The organism is uncultured Cytophaga sp., assembly GCF_937863595.1.
Classification (GTDB): domain Bacteria; phylum Bacteroidota; class Bacteroidia; order Cytophagales; family Cytophagaceae; genus Cytophaga.
In genome coordinates this window covers 1-17,398 of record NZ_CALMGQ010000055.1, presented here as the reverse complement: position 1 = coordinate 17,398, position 17,398 = coordinate 1, and the positions used below count along the sequence as shown (strand labels likewise).

Below are 17,398 nucleotides of genomic sequence, written 5' to 3'. Positions count from 1 at the left end.
AAAGTGCATACAGAGCAAGAACACAAGCTGAAAGAGAAGCATTAAAGAAAACTATTTTAAGAAAAAATAGTAAAGAAGCTAAGCAGTTTCTTCAATTATTAAAAGAAGGATATTATAAAATAATTGAAGAAACTGCTTTCAGTGATGGGCCACCAAGCGGACATAAAAAAGAATTAACATATGAGGAATTTTTATATCAAGTGTGGAATGATAATACAAAACATGCTGGCTCTAAAGTATTCGAATTGCGATTGTCTACTAGTGGTGTATACTCTATCTATTGTCGTTATTCATATCTTGATATAAATGTTCAACTAACTCCTAAAGGAAGAAGAATTAAAATAATAAAAGCATTGTGATGGCAGGGTGCTATTCAATTTTAAACTAATAAATAAATAATGACAACAAATCAAATTCAGAACCTGACTGATTCACAGGTGAGAGATTTATTAAGAGAACTAATAAATCAAAATAAAGTAATAATTCCTAGATACTTTGTTCAATCAGAGTGTGAAAAGGGAACTGCAACATGGGACGACCTTTGTAGGCATTACAGAGATGAGGATTATGTACATACGTCTATAGCTGACCTACACACCGTTGTAATTAATCACTACTTTAATTAATTACAATTAAAAAAAAGAAAACAAAACCCCTTACGAAATCATAGGTAAGGGGTTTATTTTTTGTCCATTTTTTAGGAGAATTTATACAACTTCCTCTTTAACCAAAAGGCAACTTTCACAAGTAAAATAAGAGCTGGTACTTCAACCAAAGGGCCTATTACTCCTGTAAAAGCCTGACCTGAATTAATTCCGAAAATAGCTATGGCAACAGCAATCGCCAGTTCAAAATTATTTCCTGCTGCTGTAAAAGAAAGAGCCACATTCTTTGAGTAATCTGCTCCTATGTATTTGCCTGCTATAAATGTTCCTATGAACATGATAACAAAGTAAATGCTAAGTGGAACAGCAATCCTGATAACGTCTAAAGGCAGCTGAACAATGAATGAACCTTTCAAGCTAAACATAACTATAATCGTGAATAATAAGGCAATTAGGGTAATCGGACTAATGAACGGGATATATGTTTGTTCATACCATTCTTTTCCTTTTAATCTGATTAATGCAACTCTTGAAATAAATCCTGTTATCAATGGAATTCCAAGATAAATAAATACACTCTCCGCAATCTGAATAAAACTGATATTTATTTCTATTCCTTTAATTCCAAAATATGGAGGAAGCACCGTTATATAGAGCCATGCAAATACACTATAGAACAGAACCTGAAAAATACTGTTCAATGCAACCAAGCCTGCTGCATACTCTCTATTTCCTTCTGCTAATTCGTTCCATACAATCACCATGGCAATACATCGGGCAATTCCAATCAATATTAAACCTGTCATGTACTCAGGATAATCCGAAAGAAATAAAATAGCAAGTATGAACATAAGTAACGGTCCAATAATCCAATTTATAACAAGAGACAAAGACAGTATTTTTAAATTCTTAAATATGCTGCCTAGCTCTTCATATTTCACCTTCGCTAACGGCGGATACATCATAACAATTAATCCTATAGCAATAGGAATATTTGTTGTGCCCGTTTGGAAAGAGTATATCAATGACGATGTATCAGGAATAAAGTATCCGATACCTACTCCAATTGCCATGGCAAGGAAAATCCATAACGTTAGATAGCTATCTAGGAAACTTAATTTTTTGCGTTGTGTTGGATTGCAGTTATTCATGATTTCTTAATTTGAGAAAATACATATAGGCATTCTGTTGCAATTTGCTTGCTTCTTTCTAAATACATAGCATCCTGTTGAGGTGTTCCGTCAAATGCTTTAGGGTCATTATAAGGCGTTGAAATCCGAGCCGCTACTCCATCAATATATGGACAGGCACCATCGGCCTCTGTACATGTCATAACAGCGCAAAAGCCTTGCTTAGGATTTGCTTTATCATCATATTTTTTAGAAAAACATTTAATTATAGTTTTACTATCTCCAAACTGAACCGAATACACTGCATTAGGTTTACCCTCTTCATTTGTTACACTAAACCCAATCGTTTCAATGGCTCTTATAGCATTAGGATTAAATGCTGTAGCATCTGTTCCTCCTGAATATGTTTCCACATCTGCAAATCCATAATACGTAGCTGCAACTTTCGCCCATATCTGACCGAAATGACTTCTTCTTGAATTATGCGTGCAGATATAGATAAGCTCGGCAGTCTGCTTCTCATTAACCTTTTGTTGTACATAAGCACTTATCTTTTTTAATACATTCTTTCGTTCTTCAGAAATTGTATCAAACGATTTGATTGCTTCTGAAATATACTGTTCTACTTTTGGTGACATTTATTTTTAGTTTTATGTTATGTAAAATCAATTAACAACAAGTTGCTTTAGGCCCACAACCGCATGAAGCATCAGGTCTTTCAGCATACACCGTAATGCTATAGATGCCCATGCCTTTTTCTTTATAGGTGCTTATTTCTTCATGCGATAAATATTGAGAAAGCACTTCTAGAGGAATGATAATTTCCTTCTCTTTTTGAACCGTGATATTTACAAACCCTTGTTCGGCCAGTATCCCTAAATATTCACTTTTCTTAATAGCACCTGCCACACAACCTGCATACATTTCAGCTTCTTTTTTTATTGCTTCAGGTAAATCACCTTTTAATACAATGTCTGAAATACTAAAATGTCCAAGTGGTTTTAGTATTCTGAATACTTCTGAAAAAGCTTTCTCCTTATCAGGAACTAGATTCATCACACAGTTACTTACTACTACGTCTGCACGTTTAGAAGACAATGGGATATCTTCGATATCACCCAATCTGAATGCGACATTTGTAAAGCCTAATTTCTCAGCATTCGCTTTCGCTTTTTGAATCATGGCTTCTGTCATATCAATACCTATAACTTCACCTTCTTCTCCTGTTAAAGTTCTTGCTACAAACGCATCATTACCTGCACCCGAACCAAGGTCAACGACAGTATCACCTTTTTTTATCTTGGCATACTCCGTAGGAAGTCCACAACCAAGGCCTAAATCAGCATCAGGATTATAGCCATCCAATCCAGAATAATCTTCACTCATGATGGTATATGTACCGCAGCTTCCTGCTCCACAACAGCTGGCTTCATTTTGCTCTTTTGATTGATTAGCAATCTCAGCGTATTTCTGCTGAACCATGTCTTTTACTTGTTTACTATTTTCCATATCTATATTTATTAGCGTAATATTACGATGATAAAATTCAAAAAAAAGGTCAGCAACAGCTTTCCCCTTTATAAGAATCGAATAATTTGTTCAATATTTTTTGAGCTTCTTTCCAGACCTTAGCATCTATACAATAGCAAATACTTTTGCCTTCGATATCGCCTTTAATTAAGCCTGCTTCTTTTAGTTCTTTCAAATGTTGCGATACTGTTGCTTGAGAAAGTGGTAATTCTTCAACAATATCATTGCAGATACATGCATTCTTTTTAATTAGAAACTCAAGTATAGCAATGCGTGCAGGATGTCCCAATGCTTTCATTAAAACAGCCGTTCTATTTTGAGCTGTATTAAAATTATCTGTCTTTGTCAATCCCATATCGTAATATTACGATGTTAAATTTTAATATCAAACTTTGAGAGGAAATTATTTAAAAAAATATTTAAAAGTTCAAGCATATAATAATCTCTGAAGGAATTTCAAAAATTATATTCGCCGCCTTTACAATGTAAAATTCTACTTAATTGAGATTGTAAATCCTCAATTGCTATATCAAATTTGAGTTTTAGAAACAATCTTCATCATGTTTTTGGAAATTGATTAAGTATTTAAAAACGATTCGGCTATTGTGTGTGACAATTTTTCGGATTTTCTTCTTCCCCCCTTTCTTGTTTAATTTGTACGCTTTTTATAAAATCAAAACCAATTCAGAAGCCTAATGTTAATACCATCGGATATATGTATAAAGCAATGAATACAAGGTTTAAGACTAAAAGTAATTTGATAAAAAGATTTTATTCATTGAGTGAAAGTGTTTACTTAATATATTATTTTCACCTTCTTTACTTATAATTTATTTATAGTTTACTTTGCACCCTGTAAATCAGTACATTCAATCATAATTCAAACACGTTGAAAAATTATGATTATATTACATTATGAAATAAGCACTTATAAGGTACCACACTATTCATGTGGAAAACATAGTCCTATTAAAGAAAAGACTCGTTAAAAAGATTAAGGTTGAAATTATTGACGAAGTTTAAGAATTGAGAATCAGAATAAGAAAACGTTTGATTCATCCTTCCATTTTTGTATATTAAATAATACATTTATAAATATACAATCATGGATATTACACTTGAAACAATTCGTACTTGGGCGAAACAAAATACGTTAAGCAAAGAATTAAAATATGACGATTCATTTATAATTTCAGAAGACAATAAAGAAGAAGTTGAAGTACTTCTTAAATCTTCTAAAATTGGATATCAAGGAATTACTCAATCTGAAAATAAAGTTATGTTTATCATTCAACCTTTTGATGAACAAGGCTAATTCTAGTACTCGTATTGACAGTGTTTGGTTAAAAGACAGTGCCATGACGAAAAATCATTCGTCCAATAAAGATTAAAGTACCAATAATTTAAAGACAATTAAGAAACACGTATATACTAGTAGTATGACCGACCAATCCAATGATGCTGATATTGATGGGAAATTCTTAGGAACCATTTCTTCGGATTTTGTAAAAGTATGTGACACTTTAAAAGAAGGTGCATATCAGATAAAAGCGCGTGGCATTTCGGACTATCCAATTTTTTCAATATGCAAAGCCGACTTACCATTTTCGCAATTATTGCTTGGCAAAAAAGAAGTTAGTACGATGTGGAATTATTATATTTCTACTGCGGAAGAATTTAAACAATTGGGTTTTATTGATATAGAAAAATTTGATGTCTTTGCAGAAAGTTATAAAGATCCGGAAGAGTTTTGCTGCTTGTTTGTTGTAGATAAAGAGTTTACTAACTTCTTGTATATACCGTATCCAGAGGATTAAAAAGCTTAAGGCTGAAAGCTGAAAGCCTAAGGCATTAAAACTATCAGCCTTAGGCTTTGAATGTCAATTCTTCTAATTTTCAAATAAAGAAACAGTGTTAACAATTAAATGTGTCAGCGCTTTAGGCTTTCCGCATTGAGCCTTTTACGCTTTAAAATGCGACCAACCCTGTGCCGTAACGGCCGTTAAATTATCGCCTTTGGTATAAATATTCACACCTTCATCTGCAGCTTTTATGTAACCGATTACAGAAATATCGGGGTGATTACGTACTTTTTCATAATCGGATTGCGGAATGGTAAAGAGCAATTCATAATCCTCGCCTCCATTCATCATAATTGTTAAAGGATCGAGATCAAATTCACGAGCCGTTTCAAATGTAAGTGGATCAACAGGTATTTTATCTTCATAAATGTAAGCACCAACATTGGATTCTTTACAAATATGCATCAATTCTGAAGCCAAGCCATCTGATATATCAATCATAGACGTTGGTTTTAAACCCAAGGATTTTAAACTCTTCACCACATCTATACGGGCTTCTGGACGCAATTGTCTTTCAACGATATAATCTTTACCCAATAACTCAGGTTGCATCTCTGGATTCGCCAGATATACTTGCTTTTCACGTTCTAATACTTGAAGCCCCATAAATGCTGCACCTAAATCGCCAGTTACACAAATCAAATCGTTCACTTGTGCACCACTTCTATATACGACTTCCGCTTGTTGAGCTGTTCCCACTACTGTTACAGAAATCCCTAATCCACTTCTACTGGATGTAGTATCGCCACCTACTAAATCGATAGAATACGCATCACAAGCTAATTTCATTCCTGCATATAATTCTTCAATGGCTTCCACAGAAAAACGATTACTAAGTGCTAAACCCACAACAATATGTGATGGTGTACCAAACATAGCAGCAATATCAGATACATTTACTGCAATTGCCTTATATCCCAAATGACGTAGAGGTGAATATGCAAGATCAAAATGCACCCCTTCCATTAATAAATCGGTTGAAATAAGTTGAACGCTGTCATCAGAATTTTTTATTACTGCGGCGTCATCACCAATTGATTTAATGATATTTTCTGATTTTGAAGGTAAAAACGCTTTTAAACGTTCAATCAGGCCCAATTCTCCTATTTCAGATAATTCAGTACGTGTATTGCTATTCATTGATTTGAATTAATTGGATATTTTTTATAACTTTACGAACTTCACTTCGACTAATTTGTTAAATTTATGAAAAAAATAGCACTCTTCCTCATCCTAGCCTTTACGCTGGGAACGCTGACAGATTGTGTCAGATCAAGCAAACATTGCAAACAAAATGTAAAGAAAATAAAGAAGATGCGAAAAAATGATCCGCATTTCAAAGTCTAAACCACACAATTATGAAATTGAAATACATTATCATATATGCTTGTATCCTTTTATTCATAGGAGTTAGTTGCGTTCGTTCGAGTAAAAGTTGTAAAAAAGACTATAAAAAAATCCGAAAAAGCAAAAGTGCTTGGACCAACTAAAGAATACTTATTAAGTATATACAGTTAAACAATCTCTTTTATACTTCGTACATTTACCTATTGAATATAGAACTCTTTATATTCAATAGGTGTTTAAGATATAGTATAAAATAAAGAATCTATGATTTCAATTACAGATAAAGCTAAAAACCACGTTGACGATTTAAGAGCACGTGACGGTTATACGGAGGAATACAACATCCGTGTATCTGTTAAAGGTGGTGGTTGTTCAGGATTAATGTATGATTTAGATTTTGACAACAAGACTACTGAAGCCGATCAAATCTTTGAAGACAAAGGCATAAAAATATTAGTAGATAAAAAAAGTCTATTATACCTTTTAGGTACAACATTAGACTTTACTGATGGTTTGAATGGTAAGGGTTTTCATTTTGTAAACCCAAATGCAAGTAGAACTTGTGGTTGCGGAGAAAGTTTCTCAGTATAATATTAAAAAATGCATTTAAAATAAGAAAATCCCGCCATATATTTTTATAGCGGGATTTTCTTATTTTAAATGCATTTTTTAATGATTTTGATCTTCATCTTTTTTGTTTAACCATCGCAATTCATACAAATCCTTACGTCGAGTTTCCATATTACGAACAGAACCAAACTTACGCTGGCGTTTCAACAAATCTAAATCTAAATCAGCAATCAAAGTTGTCTCGGTATTTGGTGTTGCTTCCGCTAACGTAGCATCATGGGGGAATATAAAATCAGATGGTGAATATATACCAGATTGTGCATATTGAATATCCATATTCTCTACACCAGGCAAATTACCTACACTTCCAGATATTGCCACATAACATTCGTTTTCAATGGCACGCGCTTGTGCACAACGCTGCACACGTATAAAGGCAGACTTTGTATCTGTTAAGAATGGTACAAAAATAATGTTTACACCTTTATCAGCAAGCAAGCGCGATAATTCTGGAAACTCAATATCAAAACAAATTAAAATGGCAATCTTACCTGCATCTGTTTCAAATACTTTCAACTTATCCCCTCCTTGCAATCCCCAATAATTCTCTTCGTCGGGTGTTACATGTAGTTTGTATTGATAATCCCAAGTACCATCTCTTCTACATAAGTAGGAAACATTGTACAACCCATCATCTTCGTATTTAGGCATACTACCTGCAATGATATTGATGTTATACGACACGGCCAACTCCGTCATCTTTGCACGAATCTCTTCGGTGTAGTCTGCTAATGCGCGCACAGCATCGGATGCTGAATTCTGATTAAACTTTGCCATCAACGGCGCATTAAAGAATTCTGGGAATACACAAAAATCTGCCTTATAGCCAGAGACTGTGTCTACGAAAAATTCAATCATTCGATACAGTTCATCTACAGACGCAAGGTTTCGCATTTTCCATTGCACCAAGCCTACGCGTACAAGGGTTTTATTACCTCCAAATAATATTTCATCCGTTTCATACAATGCATTTTTCCATTCTAATAATGCAGCATAAGCCTTTGAATCTCGATCATCTGGAAGATAGCCCTGAACAATTTTACGCAAGTGAAAATCATTGGCCAGTTGAAAAGTTAAAACAGGATCGAATATTTCTTTCTTTTTTACTTCATCAATATATTGACGTGGTGTTAACTTTTTAGCAACATTTTTATAACCAGGAATTCTACCCCCAACGATGATGGCACGTAAATTCAATGTTTCGCACAACTCCTTACGCGCATCGTATAATCGTCTTCCCAATCGCAACCCGCGAAAGTCTGGATGTACAAAAACATCTATACCATAGAGCGTATCGCCATCGGGATCATGGTTCGTCAACAATCCATTACCCGTTATTTGTTTGTATGTGTGTTTATCTCCATATTTTGAATAGGTAACAATTAAACTAAATGCAGCTGCAATCACTTTACCATTATCCTCAATACAAATTTGTCCTTCTGGAAAATGAGTCAAATGTGATTTTAATTCTTTCTTCGTCCATGAACCACCAATATCAGCATATACGGATTCCATGATTTCACATATGTCTTCGTAATCGCCTATTAAAATATTTCGAATAATTAATTTATGTTCTGAAGTAGCAACTTCAGCATCTTTTTTAGCCATGTTATTCTTGTTTTATCAAACAATTCTATGATATACGAAGTTACGTATCTTATGGTAGAGATAAAATTGAATTGGCTAAAACTACCCATTAAATTATGCCATTCACTATATCCCAATAAATGAAGGTATTAAACCAGTTACTATTGAGTTGATTTAGGTATTAAACGATGGTTTCATACTGTTTTCAATTATTAGCCCATCTTTAAGTTCAGCATACCAAACCAAGGGCATACATTTTACGTTATTGTAATTAAGACAATTATGAAAAATAATATTTTATTGCACCATCATTTTTTATACTGTATGCTTATTTTGTTAGTAAGTAGCAATACACTATTCGCTCAAAAAAAGTCTGATAATGCAAGGTATGTAGACAACGTTTTGCATGTCAAATTAAAAATAGAATTTGCTGAAGCAGCAACAAACGTGACTCAATTAGAAGAAATAAAAAAAACGATAGCACCTTTTCAGTTATTAAGTATTAAACGAACGTATCCCGGAATTGAGAAACCAAATAATCCGGAACATGTAGATTTATCACGTATTTACACGCTATCCTTTTCAAACATTGAACACAATAAACTTCCAACCATCATCCCTCTTTTGCTCAACACCCATTTTTTTGAATATGTTGAAATGCAATACATCAAAGAACAACAAGCACAATTTTATCCGAATGACCCAAAGATTCCAGTATTCCAACAAAATTATTTAAGTAGAATGGGTGCATTTGAAGCATGGGAAATTGAAAAAGGAAATCCAAACGTTGTAATCGGTATTGTTGATACAGGCACCGATCCCATGCACGAAGATTTAGTAAATGCAATTGCATATAATACGGCAGACCCCATCAACGGTTCAGATGACGATAACGATGGCTACATTGACAATTACGTCGGATGGGACTTCGGAAATAATGACAACGATCCTACAATAGGCGCTTCATCCAATCATGGAGCAAAAGTTTCGGGTATTGCAGGTGCAACAGCTAACAATGCTTTGGGAGGGATAGGTATCGGGTTTAATTCAAAAATTTTACCTATTAAAGCGGCGCCAGATAATGGGGGCGGTGCAATAACAAATGGAAACGATGCGATTATATACGCTGCAACACACGGGTGTAAAGTGATTAATTTATCCTATGGTAATACCGGAGGTTTTTCTTCTGTAGATCAAGATGTAATAAATTTTGCAGCCATCAATCATGATGTATTGATTGTTGCGGCGGCTGGCAACACGGATGAAGAGGCCAATTATTACCCAGCTTCTTATGAAAATGTTTTATCTGTTATTGCAATGGATACTATCTTTTCCCCTACTGCAAATAAATATATTGATACGCGTGCAAATTTTTATAATTGGGCTTGCTGTTATAAAGCAACATATAGCAGATCTGTTGATATTGGGGCACAAGGAATGGGTTTATTGACGACAATTCCAAATAATGCATATACCTTACAGGATGGATCATCCGCTGCTTCACCAATAGTTGCAGGCGCTGCAGCACTTGTACGTTCTCATTATCCAAACATTTCTGCATTACAAGCTGCAGAATTATTACGCGTTACGGCTGATGTTGTAGATACCTTTCCTGAAAATGCGCTTTACAAAGAAAAAATGGGCAAAGGCAGAATAAATATCTATAGAGCATTAACAGATACAAAATCGCCTTCTATACGATATAAAAATATGTCGGTTTCAAGTAAAAACAGTTCCTATATTTTTTCAGGTGATACTGTATTTATAACAGCAGATTTCTTTAATTATCTAAGACCAACAAACAATCTCAATATCAACCTTTCATCGTCATCATCCGATCTCTCTATCCTCGTTTCTTCTATCAACTTAGGTATCATTGACAGTTTAACCGCAAAGTCCAATGCAACAAAACCGCTAACATTTTTAATTAATAAAACAGCCACAAACAACGAAACAATTGAACTTAGAATTGGATATTCAGATCCATTGAATGCGTATACAGACTACCAATACTTTACCATTCAAATAAATCCTGCATACACCACTTTATACAACGATCACATACAAACAACCATCACTTCAAATGGTAGAGTTGGATATCAAGATATCAATAGTACGATAGGTATTGGGTTTCAAAGCAATGGTACAAATGTACTATTTGAAGGCGGTTTGATGATTGGTCAAAATTCGAGTACTGTTTCAGATTGTGTACGTGGAAATCCAATGGGAACATCAAACCTAGATTTCAAACCACTCAATAACCCATCTTTTGTAAACCCCACAAAAAAATACAGAGAAACGCTTTCAAGATTCAATGATTCATCTGCTTCCAACCCCAGCCCACAAGGAATCGAATGCATTCAACGATCGTATACCTTTAATGAAACTGGTTTAGAAACAACGGTATTTCTGGAGTATCAAATTATAAATAGATCCAATGCAGATATGGACTCCTTGTATGTAGGTCAATTTATGGATTGGGATGTACAAAATTATTCTAAAAATCGTGCTTGGTTTGATTACGATGCTCGTTTGGGTTATGCCTACGATATCAGTCAAAACAATTTATATGTAGGCTTAAGTTTATTAAGCAATCAAGAGCTACATTATTATGCAATGGATAATTCAGCGGTTGGGGGTAATAATATAGACCCAAATGCTGGTTATGATAAAGCAGAGAAATTTACATGCTTATCGAGTAAAACAGGAAGATCAAAAGCGGGCTATGAACCAACGGGAAACGATATCTCTATGACTATGGCAGGCAGAATAAATCATTTAAAACAAGGCGATACTACAGTCATTGCATTTGCACTACTCACTTCACATACAACTTTATTAGATTTAAAATTACAAGCAGCAGCAGCTATTCAGAAATTCATTGAATTACATACAGGCCCCATTCCATTAAAAGATTCTATTACCTTATGTACGAAAGCAACTTCGGACATATTCATTCAACCCACTCATGGAAATACATTTAATTTTTATGATTCCATTCCAATAAAAACTTCCATTCCAATGCATCAAGGAAAAAACTATTTGATGCAACAGGTTTCAACTGCGGATACGATTTACATTACAAATGCAGATTCTATTTATGAATCTACATTTGTAGAATTTGTTGTGATTGAAGGTACAGCACCTAGTGCTGATTTTACCTATACAACTGCATTTGTAAATGCTGCAACTGAATTTATAAATACAAGTACGCAGTATAATACTGTACATTGGAATTTTGGAGATTCAGAAATTTCAACGGAAGAAAATCCATCTCACATATATAGTTTACCTGGAGATTATATCGTAATACTAAAAGTAGATGATCAAAAACTATGTGTGGATTCGATAAAAAAAACCATCACCATCGTTTCAAATCCCTTATCAATAGAATCATCTAACAACGCATCTGCAGTTTCTTTATTTCCAATTCCGGTAGAAGACATATTGACCCTGCAATTTAGCAACCCTATTTCAAGTACTATAGATGTTGTGGTATATAATGCACTTGGAAAAGTTGTATTTGAACAAAATCAGATTCAAATACAAAACAATCAAGTACAATTACCTGTTGCATCTTTTGAAACAGGTATGTATTTCATTCAATTAAAAAATATACCAACACAACTGAGGTTTATAAAAAAATAATACATTATGTTCAATACCCTATTTGCAGATATAATAACCATTGGTGATGAGATATTATACGGACAAATTACAGATACAAATTCGCAGTGGATCAGTGCAGAGTTGGATAAGCTCGGAATTAAAACACGACAAAAATCTTCGGTGAGTGATACTTCATCTGAAATTATTCGCGTGCTCGAAGAAGCTAGCAAGCGCTCAAAACTCATCATAATTACTGGCGGCTTAGGGCCAACAAACGATGATATTACAAAAAAAACATTATGCACCTTTTTCAATACAGAACTCGTTTGGAATAATGCAGTCATACATCATTTAGAACAGCTTTTTTCAAGAAGAGGTAAAGAATTAAGTGCATTGAATAAACAACAAGCATTGGTACCAGCAAATTGTGAAGTACTTACGAATACAAGCGGAACAGCCCCAGGGATGTGGATGGATGTAAACGATGTTGTCTATATTTCTTTACCAGGTGTACCGTTTGAAATGAAAGGAATATTAAACGAATTTGGTTTTGATAAAATTAAAGCTCGTTTCGAAACACCAATCATTGCACACAGACTTATTAAAACAAGTGGTATTGGCGAATCGAACCTATCTGAAATAATTGCCGATTGGGAAAACACGCTACCTAAACATATTTCATTAGCCTATCTTCCTTCACTAGGAGAAGTGAAATTGCGCCTAACTGCTGTTGGAGAAAATGAAACACAATTGCATAATGAAATTCAAATAGAAATAAATCGTGTACTCCCGCTGATTGAAAAATATGTATTTGGATTTGATGGCGATACGCTGGAAAAATCAATTGGTGATTTATTGAAATCAAAAAATAAAACCATCGCAACAGCCGAAAGTTGTACAGGAGGATATATTGCCCATATACTTACGTCTATACCTGGGGCATCTTCCTATTTTGGAGGTTCAATTGTAGCCTATCAAAATGACATTAAAACACATTTTTTAGACGTACCTGCAGGAATCATTAAACAACATGGAGCTGTTAGTGAAAAAACAGTAGAAATAATGGCCAAACAAATTAAGGAGAAATTTGGCACCACTATTGGAGTTGCTACCAGCGGAATTGCTGGTCCAGATGGAGGAACTCAAGAAAAGCCTGTTGGAACTGTTTGGATCGCCTACGCTGACGATACACAAGTAGTTACTAAGAAATTACAACTATCTACCATTCGTTCATACAATATACGATTGACTGGGGTAGCCGTTTTAAATCTAATACGCGAACTAAATAACTGATATTATATACTTTACGACATATACTAAAACTTTAAAATGCTTTTTTGTTATCCAAGGAGTCAATAAAAAGGTTCGACTTAATAAAAAAAGCGTATTTTTGTGATTAGTAACAAAATAAAATTCCGTCATTCATGGCTTTGGTTGAATTGGTAATGCCCAAAATGGGAGAAAGTGTAATGGAAGGTACGATTTTAACATGGTTGAAAAAGCCAGGTGATCGTATCCAACAAGATGAATCTGTTTTAGAAGTAGCTACAGATAAAGTAGATACAGAAGTACCTTCTCCTTTCAATGGTATTTTAAAAGAAATTCGTGCAAACCAAGGTGACGTTGTTCAAGTAGGAGTTGCTATCGCTCTTATAGAAACAGACGTAAGTCAAGCTTCAAACGCATCCACGTCTACTCCTACTCAAACAGTAGAAGTAAATCCGATTCTGGTACATCAAACAAAAGTAGAATCTAAACCGATTGAAACAACGACATCTACTCCGTCTACGGTTCAACATACACATGCAAAAGGCAATAAATTTTATTCTCCCCTAGTTTTAAATATTGCTCGCAAAGAAAATATTTCATTGTCAGAAGTTGAGCAAATTGAAGGCACCGGCAAAGATGGACGGGTTACCAAACACGATTTATTTGATTATTTAGAAGCGAAAAAAACAGGGAAAATTCCTATTCCTCAAGTTAAGCAACAAAAAGAAACTACTGCCCAAACGATTACTCCTCCCACCTCCAATTCGGATGAGACAAAGTATGTAAGTAAACCTGCAGCTTCACACAGTGGCAATGTTGAAATCATACAAATGGATCGCATGCGCAAAATGATTGCGGATAGAATGGTTGAATCAAAACGTATTTCTCCGCACGTTACATCATTTGTTGAAGCAGATGTTACAAATATTGTTTATTGGAGAAACCGCTGGAAAACTGATTTCATGGAACGTGAAAGCGTTGCGCTTACTTTTACTCCTATTTTTATAGAAGCAGTTGTCAAAGCAATTAAAGATTATCCAATGGTAAACATTTCCATTGATGACGATAAAATCATTTTAAAAAAAGACATTAATATTGGTATTGCCGTAGCACTTCCAAATGGCAATTTAATTGTTCCTGTTATTAAAAATGCGGATCAATTGAATATTGTAGGTCTAACAAAAAAAGTGAACGATTTAGCAAAACGCGCACGTCAAAATAAATTAACAGCAGATGATTTAACAGGTGGAACGTATACCATTTCTAATGTTGGATCTTTTGGAAACTTAATGGGTACGCCTATTATTGTTCAGCCACAGGCGGCTATTTTAGCACTAGGTGCAGTTGTCAAAAAACCTGCCGTAATTGAAACTCCACAGGGCGATACATTAGGCATTAGACACATGATGTTCTTGTCGCACTCATATGATCACAGAGCCATTGACGGTTCTTTAGGTGGAATGTTTGTTAGACGCGTAGCTGATTACCTTGAAAAATTTGACGTGAATAGAAAAATATTTGTTTGATTTTTCAAATAAAAAATATAATACACTAAATGACTTCGGATATATATTATTTGAAGTCGTTTTGGTTTATAATCCATTTATCATTTCTTTTTACCCTGAGAGAACCTTTAAAAAAGAGCTCTTCTTGCATTCCCTTTAAACTTCAAATATTCTCAGCATTAAAAGGGTTTGAACACCAACGGAATCGATTTACAAACAGTTGCATTTCAAAGGCATTTCGCCATTCAGGTTAAACATAAAAAATTTCAAAATGAAACATTTTGGATACCAATTAGAAAATATGGTTTTATGGAATGGCTTAACAAAAGGGGTAAAAAAAAATCGATTAATTTATGGATCCAACCATGTAAACATTCTTCTTTTATAGTTGATGTTAGTGCAAACACTGGAATCTATTCATTGTTAGCAAAAACAGTTAATTCCAACTCTAAGGCATATGCATTTGAACGTGTAAATAGAGTGTACCAAAAATTAAGAGAAAATATTGAATTACATAAATTCGATATACATACGTATGAAGTTGCATCGTCAAATTCAGATGACGAAGCACCGATTTACGATACCGATTCAGAACATACCTATTCTGTTACAGTAAATCAAAATATGTATTCTGCAGATACAAAAGTTATAGCAACAACCATTCAGACAATTAAGCTAGATACATTTATTAAACAACATAATATTTCGAATATTGATCTAATAAAAATTGATGTAGAAACGTATGAAGATGAATTTTTAGAAGGATTCTTAGAATACATACACCAATTTAAACCAAGTATGCTTGTAGAAATTTAACGGATGATGTCGCACGAAAAAATTCAAGTTTTAGTGATAGATCTAAATTATTTATATTTAAATATAGACGAAGATGGCGGAATACCCCAAGTTACATCGTTATAAAAAAATGATTATTATAATTATCTTTTTTGCAATGTATCGGTAGCGAACAAATTAAATTTATTATAGGAATATATCTGTTTAGTTTCTAAACCCTCTACGAAACTTTATTTTGATGCAAAAAATAATCGCATTTACCTTTAACAAAATTCCATAAACTCTTATAAAATACAAATGCTAATATTTTTTGATATTTGAATATGAATCAAGGGTCTTTACAAAAATGCCTATTTTGAAAATATCAAAATAGGCATTAACATGAAATTAAATCAATCTAGAAAAGTTTTATCAATGATTATTACCTAAGACTTGAAGCCAACCTTTATGTTCTACTTGTCCACAGCCTGTTTTTACATAATAATAATACATTCCATCTTCTGTATTTTCTGCTGACCAAGTGCCATCATAATTATTTGCCTCATAAATCCTATTTCCCCATCTATTTACTATTTCTAGATAGGTACCCTCTGAAAACATTTTATTCGCACGGTTATATTCTTCAACAACTTTAAATTGATCGTTCATGCTGTCTCCATTCGGAGTAAGTAAATTTGGGAAAAATAACTGTTGTTTATCGATTGCATCCACTTCAATAGTATCAGAAAATGTTTTGCAACCAGGTTTTGCCTTATCTTCCACATACACATAATAGATGTTCTTTTTACCCGTAGGATTTATCTCTAAATTATTTGTAGTAGTTGTATTTTCTTGATTCGTAAATGCATTTTTCCAATGGTATAGATAATCCCCAATCATCGGAGTTGGATTTACTTGTACGGTACGAGTAATCCCAATACAAAGTGTATCTAATGGACCTTCTATCGATTGAATTTTAAATCCTGGGATACCTGCATGCACAATAATCGTATCGGACATATCATCACCACATTCACCAGATACCGTATAAACAAATGTATAATCGTTTCCATCCTCTAGCCCTGAAACCCGAACATTTATGGAATCGGCCTTGGAATCAAAATGTATATTTGAATCAAATATGCTCCAAATACCCCTACCATGAATTGGTGTATTGGTAGCTAAATCAACGTATTTGTTACAAACAATTCTATCTAAACCTAATTTGACCGGTGAGTTATATGGACGAGCATGAATTGTAAAATCAATGGCTTGGTTTGATACACATCCTTCGTTGGTTTTAAATTGCACCGAATATTCTCCAGGAGTAGTAATATCTAGTTTAGTGAAGAAACCTAAAGAAACAGATCCATTAAACCATTCAAAACTTCCATCGTAACCTGAAATTTCTGCATTCATTGTTACTCTTTCTCCAGAACAAATATCTGTTCTGCCACTAGATATTAACTTAGGCAGTGGTGGAATTGGATTTAAAGTAACAGCAACTACTGCGGAAACAGGAGATGTACAAGTACTTGCAGATGTATATA

Annotated in this window: 15 protein-coding genes; 8 read left to right on the top strand and 7 right to left on the bottom strand. The window is 34.0% G+C overall.

Annotated features, from left to right (window positions below; genetic code table 11):
• The coding region (locus Q0543_RS04115) for a hypothetical protein (RefSeq protein ID WP_299249525.1) at positions 1-359 on the top strand (359 nt) is incomplete at its 5' end.
• Between the two features lie 338 nt (positions 360-697).
• On the opposite strand, the gene arsB is transcribed toward Q0543_RS04115, so the two are convergent.
• Genes arsB through Q0543_RS04095 form a run of 4 tightly spaced genes read right to left on the bottom strand, consistent with a single transcriptional unit; the run spans position 698 to position 3,620 of the window.
• Entirely contained in the window at positions 698-1,756 is a 1,059-nt protein-coding gene (gene arsB / locus Q0543_RS04110; protein WP_299249522.1) for an ACR3 family arsenite efflux transporter, read from the bottom strand.
• Complete coding sequence (locus tag Q0543_RS04105; protein WP_299249519.1) at positions 1,753-2,373, bottom strand: protein-tyrosine-phosphatase; 621 nt, start codon at positions 2,371-2,373, stop codon at positions 1,753-1,755. Before Q0543_RS04105 ends, arsB begins: the two co-directional genes overlap by 4 nt.
• 31 nt (positions 2,374-2,404) lie before the next feature.
• Entirely contained in the window at positions 2,405-3,244 is an 840-nt protein-coding gene (locus Q0543_RS04100) for an arsenite methyltransferase (protein ID WP_299249516.1), read from the bottom strand.
• Between the two features lie 49 nt (positions 3,245-3,293).
• The gene (locus Q0543_RS04095; protein WP_299249513.1) at positions 3,294-3,620 is read right to left on the bottom strand and encodes a metalloregulator ArsR/SmtB family transcription factor; all 327 of its coding nucleotides are present in this window, start codon (positions 3,618-3,620) and stop codon (positions 3,294-3,296) included.
• 750 nt (positions 3,621-4,370) lie between these two features.
• On the opposite strand from Q0543_RS04095, the gene Q0543_RS04090 reads away from it, so the two are divergent.
• Together Q0543_RS04090 and Q0543_RS04085 are read left to right on the top strand one after the other, a co-directional pair.
• Complete coding sequence (locus tag Q0543_RS04090; protein WP_299249510.1) at positions 4,371-4,580, top strand: hypothetical protein; 210 nt, start codon at positions 4,371-4,373, stop codon at positions 4,578-4,580.
• Between the two features lie 124 nt (positions 4,581-4,704).
• Positions 4,705-5,082 (top strand): hypothetical protein, encoded by a 378-nt coding sequence (locus Q0543_RS04085; RefSeq protein WP_299249507.1) that lies wholly within the window; start codon positions 4,705-4,707, stop codon positions 5,080-5,082.
• A gap of 144 nt (positions 5,083-5,226) precedes the next feature.
• Here Q0543_RS04085 and thiL read toward each other — a convergent pair whose 3' ends face one another.
• A complete protein-coding gene (gene thiL, locus Q0543_RS04080) occupies positions 5,227-6,267 on the bottom strand; it encodes a thiamine-phosphate kinase (protein ID WP_299249504.1) in 1,041 nt (346 codons plus the stop codon).
• 471 nt (positions 6,268-6,738) lie between these two features.
• Here thiL and Q0543_RS04075 point away from each other — a divergent pair, with 471 nt between their 5' ends.
• A complete protein-coding gene (locus Q0543_RS04075) occupies positions 6,739-7,065 on the top strand; it encodes an iron-sulfur cluster assembly accessory protein (protein WP_299249501.1) in 327 nt (108 codons plus the stop codon).
• Positions 7,066-7,143: 78 nt separating this feature from the next.
• On the opposite strand, the gene Q0543_RS04070 is transcribed toward Q0543_RS04075, so the two are convergent.
• Entirely contained in the window at positions 7,144-8,712 is a 1,569-nt protein-coding gene (locus Q0543_RS04070) for a GNAT family N-acetyltransferase (protein WP_299249498.1), read from the bottom strand.
• Positions 8,713-9,015: 303 nt separating this feature from the next.
• Between Q0543_RS04070 and Q0543_RS04065 the strand changes: the two genes are divergently transcribed.
• The 4 genes from Q0543_RS04065 to Q0543_RS04050 all read left to right on the top strand — a co-directional run bounded on the left by Q0543_RS04065 (position 9,016) and on the right by Q0543_RS04050 (position 15,890).
• Positions 9,016-12,339, top strand: a complete 3,324-nt coding sequence (locus Q0543_RS04065) for a S8 family serine peptidase (RefSeq protein ID WP_299249495.1) — start codon at positions 9,016-9,018, stop codon at positions 12,337-12,339.
• 6 nt (positions 12,340-12,345) lie between these two features.
• Positions 12,346-13,593: a competence/damage-inducible protein A gene (locus Q0543_RS04060; RefSeq protein ID WP_299249492.1), complete on the top strand. Its 1,248-nt coding sequence runs from the start codon at positions 12,346-12,348 to the stop codon at positions 13,591-13,593.
• Positions 13,594-13,724: 131 nt separating this feature from the next.
• Positions 13,725-15,095, top strand: a complete 1,371-nt coding sequence (locus Q0543_RS04055; RefSeq protein ID WP_299249490.1) for a dihydrolipoamide acetyltransferase family protein — start codon at positions 13,725-13,727, stop codon at positions 15,093-15,095.
• A gap of 168 nt (positions 15,096-15,263) precedes the next feature.
• Positions 15,264-15,890, top strand: a complete 627-nt coding sequence (locus Q0543_RS04050) for an FkbM family methyltransferase (protein WP_299249487.1) — start codon at positions 15,264-15,266, stop codon at positions 15,888-15,890.
• A 390-nt stretch (positions 15,891-16,280) separates the two neighbouring features.
• Here the strand turns inward: Q0543_RS04050 and Q0543_RS04045 are convergent.
• The coding region (locus Q0543_RS04045) for a gliding motility-associated C-terminal domain-containing protein (RefSeq protein ID WP_299249484.1) at positions 16,281-17,398 on the bottom strand (1,118 nt) is incomplete at its 5' end.